The 25,697-nt window shown below is 33.0% G+C and carries 17 protein-coding genes; 8 read left to right on the forward strand and 9 right to left on the reverse strand.

Going from position 1 to position 25,697, the window contains the following annotated elements:
* Positions 1–17: 17 nt before the first annotated feature.
* A complete protein-coding gene (locus WFZ86_RS13465; RefSeq protein ID WP_342692407.1) occupies positions 18–2,312 on the reverse strand; it encodes a TonB-dependent siderophore receptor in 2,295 nt (764 codons plus the stop codon).
* A gap of 414 nt (positions 2,313–2,726) precedes the next feature.
* Here WFZ86_RS13465 and WFZ86_RS13470 point away from each other — a divergent pair, with 414 nt between their 5' ends.
* From WFZ86_RS13470 to WFZ86_RS13505, 8 genes are all read left to right on the forward strand, one after another.
* Positions 2,727–3,305: a response regulator transcription factor gene (locus WFZ86_RS13470; protein WP_342692408.1), complete on the forward strand. Its 579-nt coding sequence runs from the start codon at positions 2,727–2,729 to the stop codon at positions 3,303–3,305.
* A gap of 249 nt (positions 3,306–3,554) precedes the next feature.
* The gene (locus tag WFZ86_RS13475) at positions 3,555–5,090 is read left to right on the forward strand and encodes a pyridoxal phosphate-dependent decarboxylase family protein (protein ID WP_342692409.1); all 1,536 of its coding nucleotides are present in this window, start codon (positions 3,555–3,557) and stop codon (positions 5,088–5,090) included.
* Positions 5,091–5,094: 4 nt separating this feature from the next.
* The gene (locus WFZ86_RS13480; protein ID WP_342692410.1) at positions 5,095–6,426 is read left to right on the forward strand and encodes a lysine N(6)-hydroxylase/L-ornithine N(5)-oxygenase family protein; all 1,332 of its coding nucleotides are present in this window, start codon (positions 5,095–5,097) and stop codon (positions 6,424–6,426) included.
* Between the two features lie 24 nt (positions 6,427–6,450).
* Entirely contained in the window at positions 6,451–7,545 is a 1,095-nt protein-coding gene (locus WFZ86_RS13485; RefSeq protein ID WP_342692411.1) for an acyltransferase family protein, read from the forward strand.
* A 48-nt stretch (positions 7,546–7,593) separates the two neighbouring features.
* On the forward strand, positions 7,594–10,026 hold the full coding sequence (locus WFZ86_RS13490; RefSeq protein WP_342692412.1) for a GNAT family N-acetyltransferase: 2,433 nt from the start codon (positions 7,594–7,596) through the stop codon (positions 10,024–10,026).
* Positions 10,027–10,037: 11 nt separating this feature from the next.
* Positions 10,038–10,622, forward strand: coding sequence for a GNAT family N-acetyltransferase (locus WFZ86_RS13495; protein ID WP_342692413.1), 585 nt, complete (start codon positions 10,038–10,040; stop codon positions 10,620–10,622).
* Positions 10,619–12,406: an IucA/IucC family protein gene (locus WFZ86_RS13500; protein ID WP_342692414.1), complete on the forward strand. Its 1,788-nt coding sequence runs from the start codon at positions 10,619–10,621 to the stop codon at positions 12,404–12,406. The genes WFZ86_RS13495 and WFZ86_RS13500 overlap by 4 nt, the downstream gene beginning before the upstream one ends.
* A gap of 29 nt (positions 12,407–12,435) precedes the next feature.
* Positions 12,436–13,833, forward strand: a complete 1,398-nt coding sequence (locus WFZ86_RS13505; protein WP_342692415.1) for an MATE family efflux transporter — start codon at positions 12,436–12,438, stop codon at positions 13,831–13,833.
* Here WFZ86_RS13505 and WFZ86_RS13510 read toward each other — a convergent pair.
* The 8 genes from WFZ86_RS13510 to WFZ86_RS13545 all read right to left on the reverse strand — a co-directional run bounded on the left by WFZ86_RS13510 (position 13,830) and on the right by WFZ86_RS13545 (position 25,695).
* Positions 13,830–14,822 carry an FAD:protein FMN transferase gene (locus WFZ86_RS13510; protein WP_342692416.1) on the reverse strand — a complete coding sequence of 331 codons (993 nt, stop codon included), beginning with the start codon at positions 14,820–14,822 and terminating at the stop codon, positions 13,830–13,832. The two genes, WFZ86_RS13505 and WFZ86_RS13510, sit on opposite strands and share 4 nt — an antisense overlap.
* 674 nt (positions 14,823–15,496) lie before the next feature.
* Positions 15,497–15,715, reverse strand: coding sequence for a hypothetical protein (locus tag WFZ86_RS13515; RefSeq protein ID WP_342692417.1), 219 nt, complete (start codon positions 15,713–15,715; stop codon positions 15,497–15,499).
* A 366-nt stretch (positions 15,716–16,081) separates the two neighbouring features.
* Entirely contained in the window at positions 16,082–18,265 is a 2,184-nt protein-coding gene (locus WFZ86_RS13520) for a PepSY domain-containing protein (protein ID WP_342692418.1), read from the reverse strand.
* 114 nt (positions 18,266–18,379) lie between these two features.
* Positions 18,380–18,859 (reverse strand): DUF2271 domain-containing protein, encoded by a 480-nt coding sequence (locus WFZ86_RS13525; protein ID WP_315171575.1) that lies wholly within the window; start codon positions 18,857–18,859, stop codon positions 18,380–18,382.
* 77 nt (positions 18,860–18,936) lie between these two features.
* Positions 18,937–20,451 carry an ankyrin repeat domain-containing protein gene (locus tag WFZ86_RS13530; protein WP_342692419.1) on the reverse strand — a complete coding sequence of 505 codons (1,515 nt, stop codon included), beginning with the start codon at positions 20,449–20,451 and terminating at the stop codon, positions 18,937–18,939.
* A gap of 409 nt (positions 20,452–20,860) precedes the next feature.
* Complete coding sequence (locus WFZ86_RS13535) at positions 20,861–21,982, reverse strand: PepSY-associated TM helix domain-containing protein (RefSeq protein ID WP_342692420.1); 1,122 nt, start codon at positions 21,980–21,982, stop codon at positions 20,861–20,863.
* Between the two features lie 90 nt (positions 21,983–22,072).
* Positions 22,073–23,308 carry a DUF4374 domain-containing protein gene (locus WFZ86_RS13540; protein ID WP_342692421.1) on the reverse strand — a complete coding sequence of 412 codons (1,236 nt, stop codon included), beginning with the start codon at positions 23,306–23,308 and terminating at the stop codon, positions 22,073–22,075.
* Positions 23,309–23,325: 17 nt separating this feature from the next.
* On the reverse strand, positions 23,326–25,695 hold the full coding sequence (locus WFZ86_RS13545; RefSeq protein ID WP_342692422.1) for a TonB-dependent receptor: 2,370 nt from the start codon (positions 25,693–25,695) through the stop codon (positions 23,326–23,328).
* Positions 25,696–25,697 lie beyond the last annotated feature (2 nt).

Below are 25,697 nucleotides of genomic sequence, written 5' to 3' on the forward strand. Positions count from 1 at the left end.
AGATTAATAATTACTGATTATAATTTGTATTTCAAGATCGCCATTACTTGAGTTGGCGCAATTGGGTTTACACTATAATTTTCGTGTACGGTGTAGTTCAATTCGTTAGTAATGTTGGAAACTTTACATAACAATGAGATTTTTTTCCAATCGTAGCCTGCAGAAATATCAATGGTAGTGTATCCTTTTAATGGAATGTCGCGATCTTCTATAGTTATAGTATACGTTTTGGGTGTTGTAGCAGGTAACTTTTCAGTCCATACATAACGATCATTCCATCCGCCCACTCGGTCACCTACATAGCTAGCGATACCGCCAAGGGTTATTCCTTTGAAAAAACCTTCTGGAATTTTGTAAAAAACACTAAAGTTGGCGGTGTGTTTAGGGGTTCTGGTTAATAAATCACCTTCAATTAAACTTCCACTTGTACCAGAAGTTTTAGTGATTTTGGTTTCATTAAAACTATACCCTGCCAAAACGTTTAAACCTTTAACTGGGTTAGCATTGATGTCAATTTCAATCCCTTTTCCTTTCGTTCCCCCTACTAATTCTCTCAAGTTCGTATTTACATTTGGGGTAACTCCATCAGCTGCAAAAGGAGCTGTTTGTGCAAGATTGTTATTTTCAATAATATAGGCGGTAATGTTTGTTGTAATCAAACCTTTCATAAAATCTTTTTTGATTCCTACTTCATATTGGTCAATGATAGAAGGATCAAGTGGTTTAAAATCAACTGTCGTTCCTGTATTAGGAGTGAAAGAATTAGAATAACTGCCAAACACCGTTGTGGTTTTATTAGGTTGGTATACTAAGCCTGCTTTTGGAGAGAACGCTCTATTTAAATTTTTAGCTCCTTCAGTAACTGTGTTTTTTGTAAAATCTGTGGTTACTACTTGAGCTTCTTGCCAAGACCAACGAATACCTGCCAAAACTTTAATTTTATCCGTAATCGATATCAAATCTTGTGCAAATCCACCAAAACGACTAGTTTCTGTAACTGCAATTTGTGTATTGGCTGCATTTGGAATGTCGTTTCTTTGTGAGTCAGGATTGAAACTAAAAAGATTGATGGTGTCATATAAACTCGGGTCGTATTTTCCATTTACCATAACCGCTTTTTCGTTAAAAACATAGGTGTAGTTATCAGCAATAGACAATTCATAATCTACCCCAGTAAAGATTTGATGTTTTACTTTTCCAGTATAAAAAGTACCTTCAATACTTAACTGGTCACCAAATATTTTCTCTAAATTTTTATTTTGAACCAATCCTCTGTTCCACGTCCCTGGCACCGCATACGTGTTTAAATTGGAAAGTTGCGCTGTGGATTTTTGGCTTCGGGCATAATTTTGAAAGGATGAATTAAAATTCAATTTCCAATTGCTATTAAAATCGTGGTGTAATTGAACCGATGCACTTGAAGACTTGGTGTTTCCGTTAGACCATTTTGCTCCAAAAAACTGATTTCTTGGTAAATCTAATATTTCTTTCCCAATGATTCCTGTACCAAAGTCAGGTGTCCAATCAGCGCTTAAGTAATCTCCTTGAAGCGTAATTTGTGTTTTCTCAGATAATAAAAATAAGAAAGAAGGATTGAAGTAAATTCTATCATTGGTTACAAAGTCTCTAAAACTTTCTGATTTTTCATAGGAACCATTAAAACGATAGGCTATGGATTGATTCAAAGGACCATAAACATCAAAGGCAGGTTTATAATAATTATAACTTCCCATTTGGATTGAAAATTCTCCTCCATCAGTAAATTTTGGGGTTTTGGTAACCATATTTAATATACCACCTGGGGCTACGTTTCCATATAATAAGGCTGCACCACCTTTTAAAAACTCTACTTTTTCTAATCCAGAAACTTCTGGAATAGAACCACCATTAAATCTAAAGCCATTTTTAAACATATTATTGGCAGTCATATCGTAACCTCTAGACCAGAATGATTCTTGCGCACCACCACGTGCGGAACCAACATAAATTCCGTTGGCGTTTTTAATCACATCACTTAATCGAATCGCTTGTTGTTGTTCGATGATTTCAGCGCCAATAACTTGAACCGTTTGTGGGTTATCCATTGGTTTTAAACCTGAACGAATAGCTGTCACGGGCTGTCTTTGTTTATGCGCTTTAACGATTACTTCATTTAAAACAGCGCCTTTTTTATTTTTTACAGTATCAATTTCTAATTCGAAAGATTCAGTAGTTGTTTTTTTGTCGTTTGGAGTAGCGCTTGCTTGATGGTTGTCTTGTGCATTACTGACAAAATAACTGAAAAGCATTGCGGGAAGGAAAATATATTTCATCTTGTTTATTTGGAATAATTAAAAATAACGGTGCAAATATAAAACCCTCTTTTGAAACCACAAAGCTTATTTAGATTAAATATCAATAAAAAAGCACTGTGTTTTACAGGATGTTTAAAATCAGTTGATTAGTTTTTATGTGTCAGTTAGTTTTTTTAAATAAAATAAACTCATTTTTATAATAAGTATTTTTTAGCTCCAAATTGTAAATACCATTCTTTTATCAAAAAGTATGTTTTCTGTTTAAAAAAATGTATGGTGACTATTGTTTGATTCAATCAAATTAAAAAATCATAATTATTTTATACTTTTTTAATTATAAAACATTATTTTTATTAAGTCTAAATAAATAAAAAAAGAATGAATTCAATTACTATTATAATTGCAGATAGTCAAAATCTTTACAGAATTGGTTTGAAATCGATTGTAAAAAAACATTTTAAAAAAGTACAAATTAAAGAGGCATCCACTAAAAAGGAATTGTTTGAATGGTTTAATAACAATGAAATTAGTTATTTGTTTCTGGATCCATATAATATAAAAAGCTTTGATCTAGAGGAAATAATTAGCTTGAATGACCAATTTCCGAAGTGTAAAATAATAATAACAACTTGTTCACAGCATGGAATTTCTGAGTCACTATTATATCAAAAAGTGATAAAAGGCTATATCTGTAAAACAAACAAACAAAATATTTTTGAAGAAGCAATTGCTAAAATTGAGGAAGACGAAGCCTATTTTTGTAATGAAATTTTATCAAAAATAGTAAAAAATAGAATTGAGAATAGTAGTGAAATGGTCTACCAATTGACAAATCGCGAAACCGAAATTTTAAAATTAATTGGTGAAGGAAAAAGTGGCGAGGAAATTTCTAAAGAACTTTTTATTAGTGTTCACACTTTTAGAACGCATAGAAAAAATATAATGAAAAAAACCAAAATTAATTCATTATCAAAATTAGTTTTATACGCTATCAACAATTCTTTAATTTAAATAGTAGTGATTTGTTGTATTAAATTGTCACTATTTATAGAATACCGTTTTTTTATTCCATTTTCTATAGAAGCTTAATTAATTAGCAATCTAATTAACATAAATTATTATTTAATACTACCATATTTATGGTATTTGGTTTACTTAATTTAATAAATTAATTTACCCTAAAAAGAGTATTGACACTTCTGTAAATTGCATCTACATTTGTTTTTTATTGTTTATAATTAATCTAAATAAAAATAACAAATGAACATACTTGAACAAACCAAACAAGATGTAAACCATAAATTAGTACTTGTAGATCATGCTAATGGGCATATTTTTTCAAATGAAAAAGATGGTATTACCAATTACGAGAATAGTATGAAAAAGGCAATTCATGCAATTACTAATACTTTGAAAGAGCGAAAAACACCCTTTACAGGAAAGTCAATTGAAGCATTAAAAGACAGGTTTGAAAGAATTAAATTCGAACATTTTGAAGAAACACATTCTTTAGAGTATGTTATTGAGGAGCTTAAAGAACTATATTTAGATGATTGTGTGCATTTTCATCATCCTAAATATATTGCACATTTAAATTGTCCAATACTTACACCAACATTGGTAGCAGAAGCTTTTATTTCTTCTTTAAATTCTTCAATGGATACTTGGGATCAAAGTACAGGTGGGACATTCATTGAGTTAAAACTTATTGATTGGACTTTAGATATTTTGGGATATCCAAAAAGTGGTGACGGAATTTTTACAAGCGGTGGTACTCAGTCAAACATGATGGGACTATTGTTGGCTAGAGATCATTATATTAAAAATAATTATGCGATTGATCCAAAAATGGATGGATTGCCAGCAGATGCTTCAAAGTTTAGAGTTTTTTGTTCAGAAGTAAGTCATTTTAGTTTAAAGAAAAATTTAAGCTTATTGGGACTTGGACAAAATGCTGTAATTCCTGTTAGTGTTGATGTTGATTTTAAAATGGATATTAAGAAGTTAGAATTAGCAATAGAAGAGCAGAAACAAGTAGGGAATATTCCTATAGCGATTGTTGGAACTGCAGGAACAACTGATTTTGGTTCAATTGATCCATTGATAGCAATTTCAGCACTAGCAAAACAGAATAATTTGTGGTTTCATGTTGATGCCGCATATGGTGGTGGTTTGTTAATTAGTAAAAAACATAGGCATAAACTAAAAGGTATAGAACTGTCAGATTCTGCAACGATAGATTATCATAAAACATTTTATCAACCAGTAAGTTCTAGTGGTTTTTTTATGAGAAACAAATCGTTTGTTGATTATATAAAATATCATGCTGATTATCTTAATTCGAAAGAGCAAGATGAAGAAGGAATTCCAAATATGGTTAAAAAGTCGATACAAACCACAAGGCGATTTGATGCTTTGAAACTATGGTTTACCTTAAGAATAATAGGTATTCAAGGTCTCAGCTCGTACTTAGAAAAAGCAATAGAAAACGCTCAATTCACCGCTGAATATTTAAAAAAAAGAGATGATTTTGAAATCATTCATCAACCAGAAATTAGTGCAATTGTTTTTAGATACACTCCTTATTCTGATTTAGATATTTCCTATTGCAACTTGAACAGTCATATTCGAAAGGCTGTTTTTAATGAAGGGAAAGCTATTATTACAAGTACAAAAGTAAGAGAAGAAGTTTTCTTAAAATTCACTTTATTAAATCCATTAACAACTACAAAAGATATTGAAGAGGTGATCGATTTAATTGTATTTCATGGGCAACAATATTCATTAAAAAATTAAAATAATGCAAAAAACAACATACGATTTTATAGCAGTAGGAGTAGGCCCGTTCAATTTGGGGCTGGCATGTTTGACAGAACCAATTAAAGATTTAAAAGGTATATTTCTCGATAAAAACGAATCATTCAATTGGCATCCTGGAATGTTATTACAAGACACAACTTTACAAATTCCCTTTCTTGCGGATTTGGTTACGCTTGCCGATCCAACAAGTCCTTTTAGTTTTCTAAACTATATTAAAGAGCAAGGAAAGATGTATTCGTTCTATATTAGAGAAGACTTTTTGTTGTTGAGAAATGAGTACAATCAATATTGTCAATGGGCGATTGAAAAAATGTCGAATATATTTTTTAATACTGAAGTAATTCAAATTGATTATAACGAAAAAGAAGCTTGTTATGTAGTTACAGCACAATGTACTATTACAAAAGTAATAAGTCTTTATACGACTAAGAAGATTATTTTAGGTACAGGAACGTCACCATATATTCCAAAATCGTGTCAAAACCTGAAAGAAAGTGCGATTCATTCTGCCAATTACCTACAATATAAAAGTGAGCTACAAAAAAAGAAATCAATCACAGTTTTAGGAAGTGGACAAAGTGCTGCCGAGGTATTTAATGATTTGCTACAAGAAATAGATACCTATAACTATCAACTAAATTGGATAACTCGTTCTCCACGTTTTTTTCCAATGGATTATAGTAAGTTAACTTTAGAAATGACTTCTCCAGAATATGTTGACTATTTCTACAATTTACCAGAAGATAAAAGAGATGAGTTACTAAGTAATCAGAAGCAACTTTATAAAGGCATTAATAAAGATTTGATAGGCAGTATTTTCGATACTATTTATCAAAAAAAAGTAATGGGTTTTATTGATGTGAACTTGAGGACTAATGCGGCATGTATTCAATCAAGTTATCATGAAGAATCTGAAAAATTCTATTTAGAATTACATCAAGTAGAACAAGACAAAAAATACCGACATGCTACAGAAGCTTTAGTTCTAGCAACAGGTTATAGTTATAAGTTGCCTAAATTTTTAGAAGGCATAACCAACCGAATTCTTTGGGATAAAAAAGGACGATTTGCGACCCATAGAAATTATAGTATTGATAAAAGTGCTTCTGAAATTTTTGTTCAAAATGCAGAATCTCACACGCATGGTTTTGTTACACCAGATTTGGGGATGGCATGCTATAGAAATTCATACATCATTAAAGAAATTACTGGGGTAGAGTATTATCCAATCGAAAAAAGAATTGCTTTCCAACAGTTTGAAGTCGCAAAAGAAGAAATGATTCATACAGAATCCTTTGAGCTAATTTCATAAATCAACAAATTTAAAATTTCACAGATGAATAGTTTAAAAAAGAATCGAATTGTAGCCATCGATTTTGCAAGAGGTATAAGTGTTCTAATGGTTGTTTTTGTACACACCATGTTAATTTATGGAAGTATTCCAACTCAAACGGACTCTATCCTAGGTCAAGTAATTTTATGGATGGGAAGAGGAACACCGATGTTTTTGGTCATCATGGGAATATCATTCATTCAATCCAGAAGACAAGATTTCTCCTCTGTGTGTAAAAGAGCTTTATGGATACTTTCGGTGGGATATTTACTTAATATATTAAAATTTTGGGTGCCAGAATATATTTTTGGAGGACTTCCAAAAGAATTTCTTGCAGCGTATGGATTAACTTCACAAACTCTAGAATCTGCCCTGTTCTTTCTTGGCTTAGGAGACATTCTTCAACTCGCAGGAATTACACTTTTTGTAATTGCAATCATTAATTTATTTAGCCAAAACAAGTGGACTCCTTTAGTAATAGGATTATTAATTATTGCCATTTCGAGAGAAGTAAGTGGATTTAGATTAGGAATAACGGGAATAGATTATTTGTGTGATTTGTTTTTCAGCAATAAATTCAATGTTTACTTCCCCATTTTTCCATGGAGTTCATTCATATTGATTGGTGTTTTCCTAGGTAAATGGCTAAAAGAACTTCAAGAGAATCAAAAAGTCTTTTTTAAAAACCTAGTCATTCTTGGAGTACTATTTGTATTATCCGGAGCATTTTTGATTTATTTGGATCCGGAATATCATTTTGGTGATTACTATCATTTGGGACCAGGCGGAAGTATTGTTTTAATGGGTGTAATAGTAATGTTTCTTTGGTTCTCAAATTTCTTAGTAAAATTAATAGGCGAACAAAACAAAATATTCTTCAAAGCCATAACCTATCTAAGTAAAAATGTAACAAGCTTATATGTAATTCAATGGGTACTTATAAATTGGGGGATGTATGTGTTTGGATTTTGGAAACATGATCAATTTGTTGTCGCATTGCTAATTATTTTAATGACCTCTCTAACACTCTTGGTCAATACACTTTTTTTACGACTCAAACAGAAAACTCAAAAAGAGGATACTTTCAGCGTTGCATAAATGAAAAGATGATTGCTGATTTTTTTTCAAAAACATAATATAAAACTTATGACACTTTATAATAACAGTTTAAAACATAAAACAAAAAGAAGTGGAATTGTTTTTACCAATTTCATTTCTAACCTAGGGTCAGTTTCGTTCCGACCATTAGATATAGAAAAAGATATTGTAACCATTCATAATTGGGTCATTCAAGAGTATGCACAATACTGGGGAATGCTAGGCAAGAGTTTAGAAGAAGTTACAAAAGAATATGAAAAAATAACCCAACATTCTGATGTTTTCATTGGATTAGTAAATGGAGAAATTTCGTTTCTTTTAGAGCGTTACAATCCTAAAAATGATGCAATAGGAGAGTATTATGAGGTAAAAAATTATGATTGCGGTATGCATGTTATTGTGGCTCCAGTCAACAAACCGATACCTCAGTTTACTTGGCATATTTTTACAAGTATCATGAAGTTTATTTTCAATGACTTGACCATTGAACGAGTGGTAGTAGAACCCGACATCAGAAATGAAAAGATGTTTGCAATTTGTCAGAAAGTGGGATTTGTAAACGATGAGGTAATTCATTTGCCACACAAAACAGCCCAACTAGCTTTTTGCACAAGAGAACAATTTGTAAAAAAAATAGACTCACAATATTTAAAAGAAACGGCAATGCACTATAAGAACCAAATAGAAAATCCAGAACAAGCTACTCAACATGTTCAGCTTGAAACATGGAAAAAAGCTAACCGATTATTAGTACGAAAGGCTATTTGTGAATTCTCTCACGAACTATTGCTTCAGCCTAAGTTCGAAAAAAAAGAAGGTGATTGGAATTGCTATAGTTTGTTTACCAAAGACACTCTAATCCAATATTCCTTTAGAGCTAAACCCAATGCCTTGAACCATCTCACAATAGATAGTAGTTCCATAAAAAAAGAAATAAACGGTAGCATCAAAGAACTAGATGCTGTACTTTTTATGTCCGAATTCAAAGAAAGCCTTGGGATAAGCGAAGCACAGTTTCCATTATATATCGAAGAAATAATTAGTACATTATATGGAAGTGCTTATAAACTAGAGAAAAATGCACCTTCTGCAAAGGACTTGGCGACCTCCGATTTTCAAACGATAGAACAATCCATGACCGAAGGGCATCCAGGATTTGTTGCCAATAATGGAAGAATAGGTTTCAATAGTATGGATTACAAAGCCTACACGCCCGAAGCAGGAAATCCGTTTCAGATGCTCTGGTTAGCAGGGCATATAGATCGAACGATATATGCAGGAACTGAGGCCTTAGATTATCAGACACTCATTCGTCATGAACTAGATGAGGCAACTATTGCCACTTTCAATCAAGTGATAACAAATAAAGGAGAAAGATCAGAAGACTATTTCTTCATACCCGTACACCCATGGCAATGGTATAATAAATTGGCCAATATTTTTTCGCCAGAAATAGCTCAAAATAAGTTAATCTGTGTAGGTTATGGACCAGATTTATATCAAGCACAACAATCTATTCGTACTTTATTCAACCTAAGTAATCCAAAAAAGTTTTACACAAAAACGTCTCTTTCCATATTAAATATGGGTTTCATGCGTGGTTTGCCTGTATATTATTTGGGTACGGCTCCAGAGATGGCAAAATGGCTTGAAAATTTATTAGGAACCGATGGTTATTTGCAAAGCGTCAATTTCGGGATGTTAGGAGAAATAGCCTCAATTAGCTACATCAATCCTTACTTTGAGAATTACGGTAAACATGATCCTTATAACAAAATGCTTGCTTCATTATGGAGAGAAAGTCCCGTTGCTTTTCTTAATGAAGGAGAGCAATTGATGACGATGGCCGCATTATTACATATCGACAATGAAGGACATGCTTTACTTCCAGAAATTATTAAAGCATCTGAACTGTCTATTGATTTATGGCTAAAAGAATATTTTAGAGTGTATTTAAGTCCGCTATTGCATTGCTTTTATGAATATGATTTGGTTTTCATGCCGCATGGAGAAAACTTAATTCTAGGCTTTAACAACAATATTCCGGTACGTTCTTTTATGAAAGACATAACAGAAGAAGCAGTAATACTAAATCCTGATGTAAAAATCCCAGAAAATATTAAAAGAATTTACGCAGAGGTACCAGAAAACGTAAAGTTACTATCCATTTTTATTGATGTTTTTGATGGCTTTTTCCGATTCCTGTCGAGCATATTGGTAGAACATGCCAGCTACGATGAAAATCGTTTTTGGGAGTTAGTAGCAAATTCTATACAAGAATACCAAGAATCACAACCTCATCTTACTGATAAATTTGAGCGTTATGATTTATTTGAAACTCAATTTGAGTTATCATGTCTCAATCGTTTACAGATCAACAACAACAAAACTATGATTGATTTAGATGATCCTGTGGCACTCCTCCAATTTAAAGGAAAACTAGACAATCCCATTGCACCATATAAAAATATAATAGCCTAAATCTTTGTAGGATGATAAATATAAATAGCACTGAAAAAATTGTTTTCACCAAAATAATTCCAGAAATGGGAGTTTTTGAATTGCGACCTTTTGATTTAGAAACAGATTGCAGTATTATTCATCATTGGGTGAATAAAGAATATGCAATTTATTGGGGAATGATTGGTTTTTCATTGGAAGAAGTAAAGGCTGCCTATGAAAAAATACTAGAACACACACAAGTCTACATCGGTTTGTTTGATACTAAAATTAGTTTTTTATTAGAATGTTATGAACCTTCAGAAGACATCATTGGCAACTACTACGAAGTGGAAGAAGGAGACAAAGGAATGCACATACTTGTTGCTCCAACAGAAAATCCTCTTCGGAATTTTACTTGGTCAGTTTTTTCCTTTATCATGGATTTTATCTTTGATAAACCCAATACAAAACGAATTGTTGTAGAGCCAGATGCCAGAAATCACAAGATTCACCAACTCAATAAAAAGGCAGGTTTTGTTTTTCAAAAAATAATAGAATTGCCTAATAAAAAAGCCCACTTAGAATTTTGTACTCGTAAGGATTACTATAATGCTCTAAAAAAAACAAAATTATGATCACTACTGTATTAGCAAACCCAGATCAAAGTATTGGACATATCACAAAAGAAAATTGGGAGAACGGGAACTTGCTTTTAATAAAAAAAGCGTTGAGTGAGTTTGCTCACGAACAATTAATAATTCCTGTTTTAGAAGACCAACATAAATATGCTGTTTCTACTCCCGATGGGAAAATAAAATATACTTTTAAAGCAAAAGTTTTGTCCTTACATCATTGGTCAATTGAAGTAAACTCTATTCAAAAGTTTGTTGAAGATAAAGAAGTTTTCTTGTCGCTTACCGAGTTTATTATCGAATTCAAATCGGTATTAGGAATCCCAGAAATACTATTACCAACTTATCTGGAAGAAATTACTAGCACTATTTATAGTACCGCTTTTAAAATTAGCAATCAAAAATTTACTGCTTCTGAATTGGTGAATCAAGAATATCAAGAAATAGAGCACGCCATGACGGAAGGCCATCCATGTTTTTTAGCAAACAGTGGAAAAAACGGATTCAATAGTCTTGATTTTATAAATTATTCACCAGAAGCCAATAGTCCTGTGCAAATGATTTGGTTGGCAGGTCATAAAAGCAGAGCTACCTTTTCTTGTATTGAATCGTTGAATTACGATAAAGTAATCCAACAAGAATTAGATATTGAGGATTATATTGCTTTCAAAAATACGATCAAAAGCAAAGGATTAGATACAGAGGATTATTATATTTTTCCTGTGCATCCTTGGCAATGGTTTAATAAATTAACCATGATTTTTTCGGAAGATATTGCTTTCGGAAAATTAATCTGCTTAGGATATGGTAAAGACATTTATTCGGCACAACAATCTATTCGTACTTTCTTCAACCTAAGCAATCCAGAGAAATTTTATGCAAAAACAGCATTATCAGTTATAAATATGGGGTTTATGCGTGGGCTTTCTCCTTACTATATGGAAAGTACACCAGCAATCACAATGTGGGTTGATGATCTGGTTAAAAAGGATGCTTATTTGCAAGAGAAAGGATTTACTTTATTGGGAGAAGTAGCCACACTTGGTTATCGAAATTTCTTATACGAACCTTTGGGTAGAGCTATTCCACACAATAAAATGTTGGCAACTCTTTGGAGAGAAAGTCCAATTCCAAAATTAGAACAGTCCCAAAAATGCATGACGATGGCTGCTTTACTCCATGTAGATAATGAGGGAAAAGCTTTTGTTAAAGAACTAATTGATGCTTCTGGAATTTCCCCAAAACAATGGATAAGCCATTATTTGGACAGTTATTTGTCTCCATTGTTGCATTGTTTTTATAAACATGAAATGGTTTTTATGCCACATGGTGAGAACCTAATATTGGTTTTAGAAGACAATATCCCAGTAAAAGCAATCATGAAAGACATTACCGAAGAAGTGATGATTTTTAATCCCAATATTCCTTTGCCAGAAAAAGCAAAACGTATTTATATCGACATGGACGAAAAACTCAAAGTATTATGTTTGCAGAATGATATTTTTGAATTTTTCTTTAGATTTCTAGTAGCTATTTTACATGAAAATAAAGTGATGCATCAAGATGAATTTTGGGAGTTAGTATCTAATTGTATTTTAGAGTATCAAATAGCACACCCAGCATTACAATCACAATTTGAGAAATACGATTTATTTGTATCAGAATTTGATGCTTGTTGTTTAAACCGATTGCAATTAAAAAACAACAAACAAATGTTAGATTTAACCACACCAACCGAAAGCTTACAGTTTGTAGGGAAACTGAAAAACCCAATACATAGCATTTAAAAGAAGAGGAATTCTTCTATAAAATAATAATGAAAAATAAAATAAGCTTTTTAAAAGAAGTAATAAGTGGTAAAGAAGATTATGATTTTACAGCTATAGATTTAAACAAGGCCATTCTATTGTTAGCCATTCCAATGGTTTTAGAGTTGGTCTTGGAATCTGTTTTTGCTTTAGTGGATTTATATTTTGTAGGGCATTTAGAAAAAAGTAATCTTGCCATACAAATTATTGGTCTAACAGAATCGGTTAATACTATAATCTATTCCATATCTATTGGATTAAGCGTTGCTGCAACAGCAATTGTATCTCGAAGAGTAGGCGAAAAGAAGCCCATCAAAGCTGGGAAAGTTGCCATGCAATCTATATTTGTTGCTTTGGTTATTTCCTTAGTTGTGAGTGTTTTTGGTGTTTTGTATACTGAAGAATTATTTACTTTTTTAGGAGCATCAGCACAAAGCAGAACCTATGGAGTTATGTATCCTAAAATTATTTTCGGAAGCAGTTGCTTTATTATCTTGATTTTCTTGATTAACGGTATTTTTAGAGGAATTGGCAATCCAGCCTTGGCCATGAAAAGCCTTTGGTTTGCCAACATTTGTAATATCATTTTATGCCCCATTTTAATTAATGGCTGGGGTATTATTCCAGCCATGGGAATTGTGGGGGCTGCACTAGCAACAGCTATTGGAAGAGCATTGGGTGTTTTCTATCAGCTTTATTTTTTATTTTTTAAGATGCGTTTAGTAATCATAAAATTAAAATATATAAAACCTAGCTTTGAACTGATTACCTCGCTAATAAAAGTCGCTACGCCAGGCATCATGCAATATGTCATCGCTTCTTGTAGTTGGATATTTTTATCCCAAATTGTTGCAAAAACAGGCGGAGAAAATGGATCTTCAGGTTTTCAAACCGCTATCCGAATTATGATGTTTTTTATGCTGCCCGCTTGGGGATTGAGTAATGCAACGGCAACGTTGGTCGGATTAAATTTAGGGGCTAAAAACAAAGAAAGAGTTCGAGAGGCTATAGTTTTGACAACAAAATACAGCATGATTTTTTTAGGTTTAGCAATGACTTTGTGTTTGGTTTTTGGTAGACAAATGATTGGTTTCTTTACTAATGATATAGCTATTATTGAAATTGCTTATTCAGCCTTAAAAATTGTAAGTTATGGCTATTTGTTTTATGGGGTTGGTATGGTGCTCAATAATGTTTTTAATGGTGCAGGAGATACCATGACACCTACATGGATAAACTTTATTGGATTTTGGTTGATACAAATACCTTTAGCTTATATTCTTTCCTATACCTTCAAGCTAAATACTTTAGGAGTTTTTATTGCGATTCCATTAGCCGAAACATTAATAACCATTATGAGTATTATCATGTATCGAAGGGGAAAATGGATTAATGTGAAAGTTTAGCCTCGATTCATTTTTTTCTTTTTGAAGTTTTTGGACCGAATCACTTTTCCGTTATCGGTAATCATAATGCAGCTGTAATCCGAGAATTTTTCGAGTAAAAGCAATCCTTGTTGTTGTCCCAAAACCATAAGTGAGGTGCTCAAACCATTGGCAGTTTCGGCATTGGGACCAAAAACGGTCACGCTACACAAACCCGTAGCAGGATAACCCGTAGAGGGATTAATGATGTGCGAATAGCGTTTGCCATTAAAAACGACATATTTTTCATAACTCCCAGAAGTGGTTACGGCTTCTTGCCTTAAGGGAACGATTGCCATAATTTTTTCGGGTCGAAAAGGGTTTGTAATGCCAATATTCCAAGGTTTGCCATTAGGCTGTGTTCCCCACGTACTCATATCCCCAGAGCCATTAATGATTCCAGCAGGAATGCCTTTGTCCAGCATCATAGCGCGGCATTTATCGGTTGCGTAGCCTTCGCCTAAAGCGCCAAAACCAATTTTCATTCCTTTTACTTTCAAGAAAATGGTCGATTGAACGGAGTCTAAAATAATGTTTTGATAGCCTACTTTTTCAACCGATTTTTTAATGGCTTCTGCCGTTGGCATCTTGGTCATCGACCCGTCAAATTTCCAAATCCTATCCATAGCCGCAAAGCTAATGTCAAACGCACCTTTGGTAATCCTAGAAAATTCAAGCGCTCTTTGGGTCAATTCAAATACTTCTTTGTCGACTTTTATGGGACGAATACCCGCATTTTGATTCACTTCCGAAACTTGAGAAGTGGGTTTCCAGTCCGAAATCAAATGCTCAATACGAGTGATTTCGGCAACAACAGCATCGATATTTTCTTTAGCCGAGGCCGAATCTTCGGCTACAATCGTAATGTCAAAACGTCCGCCCATAAGCAAAGTCGTTTTTTTTCGTAGCACCTGACTGTGACACGAAACACTCCAAACGAGTAGCAATAGGAAAAGATTTTTGGTTGACATAACGTATGTTGTATAATGTAAATATATTGATTTTGGGCGTGCCCCGCCAGAAAAAGGCGGGTCGGGCTGTACGTTCCCGCTTCCCGATGAAAAATCGGGAGAGCTCCACTGCCATCCCTCACGCACAATGTCATTAAGTTAAGGAATTACTCTTTTTGTTTTCACGCAGATTTCGCAGATTTACGCAGAAAAATCAGTTAAAATCTATTGAATCTGCGTGCTGTTTTTTCTTTTTCCCCTTAACTTAATGACATTGCCCTCACGCAAACGTTTCTAAAGAAAATGAGTTGTTCACCATTCGAATTGTAATGAAAACGGCACTATGTAAAGCTCTACAAACTCTTATAGACGCTCTATTTTTTTTGTGTTGCTTATTTTGATGTTAACTATTTTACACTCCTGCAAGGTTTTCAAAACCTTGTAGGTATGTTTCTTGAATTTAAATAGGAGGTCAAAAAAAGACCTTGCAGGAAATTGTTACAACACGACTAATCTTTAAGTTATGTGACAGCTACAGAAAAAACTTAGCTAAATACAACATATATGTTTTTATACTAATTATTAGCACTTTTTACTTCAGATTATTTTGGGGTATAAGCTCAAAAACTGAAAGTTGGAAGTGGAAAATAAAATGAAAATACATGTCGATTTATTGATGTCTGATAATGCTTGAATTATGCTATGTAACTTCCGTCTTCAGCAATGTTAAGCGAATCAACTAACGTATGAATAAAAGAATCTTTATCATTTTGACTTTCAAACTTACAATTAATTGCTAAACCAAAATGTCCATCTTCTATTATAAAATCGATTTTAGGACTAAATCCTTTTATAAATTCAGCAACTTTTTTTGTTGCACTATTTGAATTGGATTGAAAAGCATATTCTATCATGATATAATTTTTTATTGTTAATATCTAATACAAATATAGTAATTATTTATTAAAACAAAATAAATAATAATTTATATCTATCAATAAGTGTTTCTTTATTTTTTTAAATAAAAAAGCAGAAACTTGAAAATTGGAATGGAAATGCGAAACTTAAAAATTAGAAGCTAGAAAAAAACGTAGATAAACACGTAAATAGCCGTCACATAGATGCTAGAACGGATTTGGGCATTGGGCTTAATGGAAAAATGGTCTTGTACTTGGTATGATTTGGTAAATCCGAAAATATGGCTTAATTTAGTTTCAAAACCGCTGTAGTGCCAGAACATTGCTTCTCCCTCTCCTTTGGAGAGGGATGGGGTGAGGCTTTTAATAACAATCAGTCAAAATTTGCCCTTTGGCTTTATAATCTGAAAGGCTTGTTTCGGTTGCAATCAAAAGGGTTTCGAGCACTTTTTCTACATCTTTTTGCATCGCCAAAGAACCGCAAATCATAATGATGCCATTTTCATTCAACAGCGCTTTAAAAAAAGCGGCATCACGCTCGACCAACTGTGTCACACGACAGCCGTCAGGTATTCTAGATAAGGCCAAATTAAAACTTTGGAGCCTTTGTTGGTCTATCATTTCTTGTGTAAGTTTTGTATAACTGGCAACGCTTTTTGTCTCGGTTCTAAAACCGCAATACAAATGCGTTTCCGTTTTGGGTGTCGACTCTTGAATCATTCCTAAGAACGGCGCAATTCCAGTTCCATTAGAGATTAAGGCAACTTTAGGTGCTTGTTTGGGGAAATGAAAAGCTGTATTCGTAATTACTCGGGCTTTAATTTTCGAGCCTACTTCTAGTCGATTCAAATAACCCGAACCTAATCCGTATTCGTGCAATTTGACCACCAATTGTAGTTGTCCGTCGTGTTTACCGATGGAGTATAAACGTTCTCTACTGTCGTTAGCAGGATAAATTGCTAATAAATCTCCCGATTGGAATTTGGTGTTCCAAGGCGTTTTGAAGCTGACCAAAAAAGTGTCTTCGTCCGTGGACACTTGTGTTTTGGCAACTACTTCAAAAGTTTTTAGTCCCTTTGGTATTTCATTGTAAAGCGATGGAGTAGTGGCAAGCGGTAAGGAAGTTGCGGTATTCCATAGCTGAATCCAAGTGACAAATTCTTCTGTTGATTTGTCGTTTATAGTTTGTAACGGTACGATGGTTTCGCTCCAATTTTGTTTTGCCAATGCAGCTTCTACATCATAAGCAAAACCACAAAATTCCGCATAGGATTTAGACCCAAAACCAATGATAGTGGTTTTGATTTTTTGTTTTTGTTCCCTTTTGCTCAGTAATTCAATAAATTGATCCGCATTAGATGGTGCATCACCCATTCCGTGAGTTGCTGCAAAAACGAGTAATTGTTCTGCTTTTGGAAATAATGTATAAGAATTCATCTCGGCGAGATACGCTTTTTTGCCAAGAGCAATAAATTGTTGTTGTACAGCATTGGCAAATCGAAGGGTACTTCCGTTTTCAGAACCTACGAGGAGAATAATTTCGCTGTCTTTGGCCTTGAATTTATTTTTGATGCGACTGGCTCTGCGTCGCAACGTCATTGCGAATCCAGAATAGATAAAGAACAATAGATTGATACTAGCCAAACCAAGAAGTACAGCCCACAGAATGTTGGTTCTGCCGGTGTGTAAATCGAGACTTAGGTCTTTAAATTGTGTGGTGGTTGCTATTAATTTTTCGGTGACTACAGCTCCAGTTACTTGATGTACTTCTATTTCTTTATCTTTTAAATGAATGATAAAGTATTCTTCAGGATCATCCGAAAAAGGAAATTCAATTTTGGTGACATCAGCCAAAAGCGCCGTCTTGAAAAAAGATGTTTTTTGTTTTTTGGACGAAGGCTGAGCTACAGTTTCGGTTGCTGAAGCATCGTTTTCTATAAAAAAATGAAATTTTTCTAGCGTAAGATAAGCCCCAGTAGTTGCAATGATAAGTATTGGAAGTAGCGCTAATCTTCCAGTAATGATGTGATAATATTGAGCGAAGTTTTCTTTTACAACTTTTGAAAACACACTTCGAATGCTTCTTTGACGATTAATAATTAATGCCAAGCCAGAAAGTGCAATAAGCGCCAATAAAAATGAAATAAAGCCTACTATAAATCGTCCAGTTTCTTTTAAAAACAAAGAGCGGTGTAAAGCCGTAGTCCATTGGATGAATTCGCTTTTTGGACTTGGTTTTCCTAGAATTTTACCATTGGTTGGATCCACATAGGCATTTACGTCATTTCCCTCTTGATCTATTCCTTCAAGTAAAACAAACTGATTGTGATCCACACTTACCGCTGTTATTTCAGGATAGGTTTTTCGTAAAACAGGAAGCGTTTCTGCCAGCGTTATTTCATTGAAATTACTGATTTGGTAGGAAGGGATTTTTTCTTGAATGGCATCTACCGCTAGAATGGTACCTGTAACGGCTGCTAGGACTAAAAAAAGGGAAGAGAAAATCGCTAGAACCAAATGTGCGTAGCGCCAAAAGGAAAGAGTCATAGAAAAAGGACTTTTAGTTTTTATGATGTACAAATTGAAAAAAACGAAGTCAAATAAGATAAAGGTTGTGGTTCCTCAATCTTAAATGACTTTGCCTATTTTTTTCAAGATGTTTTAGATTTTATTGAATCGTACGTAGCGGATATATCCTTTGCCATCTGTTTTGGCAGCCAATCCTTCTGTGGTTAATGGGATTTCGGCATCTGCAACATAGTATTTATTGTCCTCTACAGCACTTTCAAAACGGAGTTTGTAGCCTTTGTTGATTTTGGCATCTTCTATTTCGATAGTGGTAATACTGCGATCACCTCCAGTTACAGAAGCTCCAGTTTTGGCACTTATGTTTTCTTGTTTTTTCGATTGGAATTTATGCCATTCTTTGATGGTTTTGTACCATTTTTTATCATCACCCATTACGTAAAGTGTTTTCTCATATTCTCCTTTTGGATTGATTAACGACACTACAATATAGGCGCCTTCCCCTACATAGTTAGACATTTGCAACATACATTTGTATTTGCTAGTTTGAGCAGTCGCTTGAAAAGATAAAAAGCTGATAAGGGTAAGTAAGCTTATTTTTAAGAATGATTTCATTATAAGGATTAATTATGATTTATGTTGTTGAGCTTGATTGCTAGTCACTAAGGACTAACTACTAAGAACTAATTAAACTATTTCAAAAACTCTAAATCTGTTTTCTTTTTGGTTAATGTTTCGTTTTCTTTCGCCAATGTGTATGGAGTTTCGTCAAATTCTGTTTTAGCATCTTTTTGTGCCCCAATAGAGATTAAATACTTTAAAATAGCATCATCTTTTGCAATCATCGCCGCTTTGTGTATAGCCGTCAAGCCATCATTGTTTTTGGCGTTGCCATCTATTTTTAAATCGGCTATTTTTTTGAGCAAATTTAAATCGTTTTTGATCACCGCCAAATGATACAATGTATTTCCGTCTTTTTGAGGTGTAGAAAGGACAAAGCCTTTGTCTTGTAAGATCTTTATTTTAGCTTCAAAAGGATCTTGTTTTGGCGTGTTGGCTGCTTCAGGACCACGTCCGCCGCCTGTTTGAGGACGATACGATTGAATCAAATAGTAGGCTAAATTGTTACCATCTTTATCGGTTACAGCTATATCTGCATTATGATTCAAAAGTTGCGTGATTGCTTCTGGTGTTCCAGATTTAACTGCAAAAGTTAAGGCACTTTCTTTTTTTGAGTTTTGCGTATTGATGTTTTTGGTTACCGCTATTAATTGTTCCAAAGTAGCGGTTTCACGACCAGCTGCAGCAAGCATCAATGGTGTGTTTCCTTCTTTGTCTGCTTGGTTAGGATCCACACCTTTTGAAAGGAAATAGGCTATGATTTCTGTTTGATTAGGTTTATTTGCTAAAAAGTGAAGTACTGTTTCACCAGACTTACTGCTAGTAGTAGGTTTGATTTTCAATTCTTCAACCAAGTATTTATATGTTTCAAGTGTGCTTGATTCTCTACGTGTGCCTTGAGCGGCAAAAAGAAGCGCATTGTTGGTGTATTTTACTCCTTTTGCTAAAAGGGTTTTCAAGAAAGCAACATTACCAGTTTTTGCAGCATAATCAAATGTTGTGCTGCCGTTGCTGTCTACATCTTTTAGGGATAAGCCTTTTGTAGCAAAATAATCACTTAGAGTTAAGTTTTTATCCGTTGCAATGGTCATAAGTTGCAGATTAATACCGTCTTTGTATTTTTTCTTTGGATCAATGCCAGCTTTGAAAAATGCGTCGTACAATTTTGGATTCGATTGTCCACCAATGGCAGCAAAGGTAAGCGGTGTTTCTCCTTTACTGTCTTCCAAATTGATGTCGGAACCTTTAGCGATTAAGTATTCTATAATTTCCACATTCCCTTTGTTAGACGCCCAATGCAGGTAAATTCGGTTGTCGTGGGTCAATTTGTTTACTTCGTTTCCAGGTTGTTCCAACAAGAATTTAATGGTAGCAGCTGGCGCGTCATTATTGATGGCCATTACAGTGACATCAAAAGCATTGGGAGTTGCCGCAGATGGACTGTTGCCTTTTTCGATTTCTGCTTTTACAGCAGCCACATCTGGCGAAGTTTTCCAAAAGGATTGATCGAGTAGGCTATTTTTTTGTTGGGCACTGCATAATAGAGTAACAGTAAAGACTAATGGGGTTAAAAAGTATTTTTTCATGTTTGAAAAGGTAAAACGATATGTTTTTTAGTGTTATTTAGAATAAATAAAAATAATGACAAAGGTAAAAATAAATAATAATTTACCAATATTTATTTAGCGTTTGTATACCGCTTTTGATATCTATATATAGACACAAATAAAGGTAAAAGGTTTAATGGAGTTTCATAATTTAATGTGAAATCATTGTTTTATTTTACCATACTAAATAAAAAACGGCAAGTATGGTTTGTTTAGAAAACTTAAATACTTAAAAATATTGGAGTTAAGAAGTTTTTATCAATATCAAGTACATTTTTTTAAATTAATATTACCCATCAAACTTCGTAACAAAACGGAATTATTTGATAAAAGCAAGAGGATAATACTCAATTAAATGAGTCCAGCTTTTTGTTTTATTTTTTTATTGTTATTTAAATTTTCTGCCCCACCATAATAAGAAACCAGTTATAGGTAGTGATGCGCAAAGTAAACTCGCTATGAATGCAATAATCTTACCTGTAATCCCACCAATAGCACCAATATGAATGTCATAATTCATACGAATAACTTTGTCTGCAAAATTTGCGTTTTTGTATTTACTATAGATGCTATTGGGTTCAAGCTCTTTTAAAGTATTTTGATCGAAGAAAAGATAATCCATGTCGTAATGAAGTTCATCAGAATTAGAAACTTCAACCAAAATTGAAGTTGTGTCATTTTCAGGAAAATGTAGTTCAAAACTTCTTGCGTTTTTATATTCTTTTTTTAAGTTTGGGATTAATCCATCAACTAGATTTTTTTGGGCAACTTGGGTAAAGACTTTTTCGTTTTTAGGGTTTACAAATCTAGGATTTTTATCACCACCCGTAGCGATATAAGTGATGTAGTAAAACCATCCAAAAGCCATTACACATCCTGTAAAAGTTAAAATTATAGCGAATACTGAGGTATAAAATCCAACTACGGTATGCAAATCAAAGTTTTTGCGTTTCCATCTTGTTTTGTTATTCCAATCGAATTGTAGTCGTTGACCCAAATTTTTTCTTTTTTTGGGTAACCAAAGGATTAATCCAGTAATTATCAATACAAAAAACAATAATATTGAGTACGATACTATTAATGAACCAACTGCTTCTGGTAACCATAAGCGTATATGTCCTTTTAGTATAAATCCAAAAAAACCACCATCATTATCTACTTGGTGAATTATTTTTCCAGTATATGGATTTAAAAATAGGCTTTGGTAAAATATTTCAGGTTCGGCTTCGTAATAAATTACTTCTATAGCTTCGTCTGGTTGTCCAAATAGTACACCATGAATTTTCCGATTTGGATTTTCTTTACTTGCAATTTCTTTTATTTTTGAAGCACTAATGTATTCCTGATTAAGTGGAATTACCTTTTTATAATCTGAATATAAACTTTCTATTTCAGTTTTAAAAACCCACAAACAGCCAGTCATAGCTACTATAAAAACAACCAAACCAGTACTCAACCCTAACCAAAGGTGTATTTGTCGAATTGTATTTTTAAAATTATTTTTTTTCATCTTGTAAATACCTTATAAACGATTAACACTTCAAAACAAATTATTGTTTTGAAGTGTTAGAAATACAAATCTATTTTTTAAACATTTAGATTATAATTTGTAAAATCCTTTGATAGATTGACCTACTATTTTAGCTCCTTTTTTACCAGTAGCTGTAGCAATGTCTATTTGATATACATAGGCTTCTGTTTCTGTTTCTATACTTTCGTAAACTTTTCCATCTTGGATAAATACAGGAGAAGTATATCTTTTAGCATGTAAAGGGACATTGGCTACATCAGTAACGGTTTTTGCAACTAAATCTATGATAACTAACTTTTGATTAAATGCTGTTTGGCTTCTAGAAAAAGCATCCCAAGGAATATTCGTGTCAGCTTTCAATATTCTAGCCAAAGCTTTGTTTCCTCCGATATAGTCAAACCAAAATATTTTTCCGCCATTGGTTGCTGTTTCTATATTAAAGAAATAGTCTTTATCAAATTCTGTTGTTTGTGCTTTGATCTTTAAAATTCCAGAAGGTTTTGTTGATGCAGTCGAAAAACCAGCTGAAACTGTTCCGCAAGAAAACGAATATAAATCGCCGCTTTCTGTTTCTATTAATCCTGTTGTTCCTCCGTTTACTCCAATATTTGAAGTTCTATCATCACTGATTATTTTTTCGGGAGTTGTCCCAACATTTGGATATGAATATACAGCTACATAGGCTTTATTGGCATCAAGTGTAGAAAAGTTACCCTCTGAATCTAAGACATGATAAGGGATAAATAACTTATCTGATCTAACTTCTAAAGCTGTTGGCCAAGCTACTTGCTTGTTTGCTTCGTCAGAGAAAATTTTTGTGCCCACAATTTTTTGAACCGATACATTATCAACATTAATAAAATGTAATCTTCTGTTTGCAAAGCCAACACGTGGAATTTCCATTGCTAGTAATGTTTTGTTATCATCTGATTTCCCGAACATTTCTAATGAGTTTTCAAAAATGAATTGCCCTTTTAGCTGAATAACCCCTTCATTATTTGCAGCATAGCCAGCACATTGATTATCAGCACTAAATCCCGATGCAAATAAAGTTTTGCCCACTGGATAATAAAAACGCCATCCTGTTTGTTCTATTCCTGTTCCTTGAGCTGAAATTTCTCCAGACATTACATCTTCTTTGCTTACAATGTATTCAGTTCCAGCTGCTCCAGAGGTAATCAATGACATTGAAATTCCTGAGGATTTTTGATCGTTCGTGTTCGATTTATTATCATCGCTATCACAAGATCCTAATGTTAGCAATGCCACTGCTAATGCCCAATTTAAGCTTTTTAAATTTTTCATAGATATTTATATTTGAGTTATTTAATGGAATAGCGTAATTTTATGTATGCTGCTCTTCCGGGGTTTTGAATTCTAAAGTTGTCGTAAACTTTTGCATCTGTTAGATTTGTGACAGAACCAGAAATACTAAATTTTTTATTTTTAAAAATATATTCTAGATCGAATCTATGCGTCAATTGAGAAGGGATGGTGTTTTTTTCTCCTGAAGCACCACCATTTTCTTCTGCTAAGTAAAAATCATCTCCAAAATATGTACTCCAATATAGTGTACATCTGTTGTCAAATTTTTTATAAAAAGGTTTTACCGATAGATTGATATTCATAAAAAATGTTGGAATATTAGCTACTTTTCCTTTGTAATTACTATTTAAAACACCTTCATTAAATTGATTTTCTTCTGTAATATTTTGATATGTAACATTGGTAGAAAGTTTAGCTATCTTTTTATAATCAATGCTAATACTGTTTTCGATTCCTCTACTCAAAACGTCTTGTAAATTTTCATAATTTCCGAAAGGACCTTGTGGTGAAAAACGAATAAAATCAGTTGATTTTCTTAAAAATATATTTGATTCATATTCTAATTCCACATTCGAAATGTTTTTTTGTATGATAACCCCAATATTAAAATTATCGCTAGTTTCGGGTTTTAATCTAATATTAGGACTCTGACTAACACCATTTCCTAATATTTCATAAGATTCAGGTAGTCTGTATGCTTTTTCGTAAGATAGTTTTGTGGTTAAGAAACGAAAAGGATGCAGTGCTAAAGACGCACCATAGCCTATCTTAGAATAATTTGGCTCAGAAAGAATGATTGCATCTACATTGTCCAAAGGATCATTCAAAGATATTGACGCTAATAATTGATATCTTTTTGCAAATGCTGAAAAATCAATTTTTTCATTATTATCCTTAAATGTATAGGCAATACTTGTTATATATTTTTGAAGAGTACTTGGTGTTTTGAAAGCCCTATTTAATTCGTCTACTGCATCATTTCCTTTTCTTTTTAAATAATTATGAACCACATTAACAGATAAGTCATGGTTTTTATTAAATGGATATTTTATATAAACTTGAGAATTAAATAGTATATCTTGTAATGTAAACAATGATCTTCTTTCAAAAAGTTCTCCTTTGAAATCATCTGGATCTCTTGTTTCAATTACTTCATTCAACCAGTTGTATCTTTTATCACTAGTATCGTCTATTATTTCTTGAACCCTACCTCCAACTAAATTTGCATTAATTCTTAATTTTTGAAATGCTTTTTTATAATTAGCAGAAAATAAATAGGTGTTATTTCTCGTATTAAACGCACCAAAGGGTCTTAATATATTAAACTCAGGATGTTGTAGGTTTTTTTTGTTTTGGGCATAAGTAAGTTTAAAACTAAGTATGTCCGCAAAAGACTTGTCTACCAATCCAAATTCACCTGATAACATTGCTGATTTGTATTGATCATGAAATCGTTTAACAGATGCAGTACCAGTAATGTTTCCTAAAGCATCAAATACAGGAACATTATCGGTTTTAAAATTATTGTCTGAATAATTATAAAAAGAGTTTAGTTTAAAATAGTACTGATTTTCTTTGTTATAATATTTAGAACTAAGGGCGAACCTACTTGTATTAAATGAACCATAGCTATAAGAAGCATCTAAAAAGGATTCTTTTTTATTTTCAGTTTTCATATTAATCACTCCAGCTAAAGCATCACCTCCAAAATTAATAGGTACAACGCCTTTGTAAACTTCAATAGATTCTAATAAAAGGATTGGGTAATTATTTAAGGTCAATGATGAACCATAGTTTTCCATAGGGACACCGTCTATGAAATATCGTATTTGATTCCCAGATAGACCATTTAATGATAAATTAAAACCAGAACCCAATCCGCCTGATTCTCTTATGTTTATTCCAGATTTGGTTTTGAGTACTTGATTGGCATCTAATGTTAAATTTTGTAATTCTTTGGTGTTTATAATCTCTATATTAAAACCAGTCTCTTTTTGTCTTTTTGCGGCTGTTTTCCCTTTAATAGCTACTTCTGCCAATTGATTGGTGCGCTTTTTTAATTGAATTTGTATATTTTGTTTACTATTGGTATTTATTTTGTATGAATGATTCTCATACCCAAAATGAGTTATTTTTAAAGTCCACTCTCCAGAAGGTAATTCTATACTAAATTTACCATCTTCATCTGTCTTTGTAGCGATATTTAATTCAATGATCTCTATTGTAGCATCTACTATTGGAGTTGAAGTTTGATCAATTATTACACCTGTAGTTGATTTTTGACCATAAATATGTAAAGAACAAAAGACTAATATCAAATAGAAGATTGTTGTATTGGACTTAATATTATTTATAATAGGAAACATTT

The sequence above is a fragment of the Flavobacterium polysaccharolyticum genome, assembly GCF_038739875.1.
Taxonomy (GTDB): Bacteria; Bacteroidota; Bacteroidia; order Flavobacteriales; family Flavobacteriaceae; genus Flavobacterium; species Flavobacterium polysaccharolyticum.

What these genes read in the sequence shown, in the direction of transcription:
- WFZ86_RS13465 (WP_342692407.1), bottom strand. Translation starts at nt 2,312, where the DNA reads ATGAAATATATTTTCCTTCCCGCAATGCTTTTCAGTTATTTTGTCAGT.
- WFZ86_RS13475 (WP_342692409.1), top strand. Translation starts at nt 3,555, where the DNA reads ATGAACATACTTGAACAAACCAAACAAGATGTAAACCATAAATTAGTA.
- WFZ86_RS13480 (WP_342692410.1), top strand. Translation starts at nt 5,095, where the DNA reads ATGCAAAAAACAACATACGATTTTATAGCAGTAGGAGTAGGCCCGTTC.
- WFZ86_RS13485 (WP_342692411.1), top strand. Translation starts at nt 6,451, where the DNA reads ATGAATAGTTTAAAAAAGAATCGAATTGTAGCCATCGATTTTGCAAGA.
- WFZ86_RS13490 (WP_342692412.1), top strand. Translation starts at nt 7,594, where the DNA reads ATGACACTTTATAATAACAGTTTAAAACATAAAACAAAAAGAAGTGGA.
- WFZ86_RS13495 (WP_342692413.1), top strand. Translation starts at nt 10,038, where the DNA reads ATGATAAATATAAATAGCACTGAAAAAATTGTTTTCACCAAAATAATT.
- WFZ86_RS13500 (WP_342692414.1), top strand. Translation starts at nt 10,619, where the DNA reads ATGATCACTACTGTATTAGCAAACCCAGATCAAAGTATTGGACATATC.
- WFZ86_RS13505 (WP_342692415.1), top strand. Translation starts at nt 12,436, where the DNA reads ATGAAAAATAAAATAAGCTTTTTAAAAGAAGTAATAAGTGGTAAAGAA.
- WFZ86_RS13510 (WP_342692416.1), bottom strand. Translation starts at nt 14,822, where the DNA reads ATGTCAACCAAAAATCTTTTCCTATTGCTACTCGTTTGGAGTGTTTCG.
- WFZ86_RS13515 (WP_342692417.1), bottom strand. Translation starts at nt 15,715, where the DNA reads ATGATAGAATATGCTTTTCAATCCAATTCAAATAGTGCAACAAAAAAA.
- WFZ86_RS13520 (WP_342692418.1), bottom strand. Translation starts at nt 18,265, where the DNA reads ATGACTCTTTCCTTTTGGCGCTACGCACATTTGGTTCTAGCGATTTTC.
- WFZ86_RS13525 (WP_315171575.1), bottom strand. Translation starts at nt 18,859, where the DNA reads ATGAAATCATTCTTAAAAATAAGCTTACTTACCCTTATCAGCTTTTTA.
- WFZ86_RS13530 (WP_342692419.1), bottom strand. Translation starts at nt 20,451, where the DNA reads ATGAAAAAATACTTTTTAACCCCATTAGTCTTTACTGTTACTCTATTA.
- WFZ86_RS13535 (WP_342692420.1), bottom strand. Translation starts at nt 21,982, where the DNA reads ATGAAAAAAAATAATTTTAAAAATACAATTCGACAAATACACCTTTGG.
- WFZ86_RS13540 (WP_342692421.1), bottom strand. Translation starts at nt 23,308, where the DNA reads ATGAAAAATTTAAAAAGCTTAAATTGGGCATTAGCAGTGGCATTGCTA.
- WFZ86_RS13545 (WP_342692422.1), bottom strand. Translation starts at nt 25,695, where the DNA reads ATGTTTCCTATTATAAATAATATTAAGTCCAATACAACAATCTTCTAT.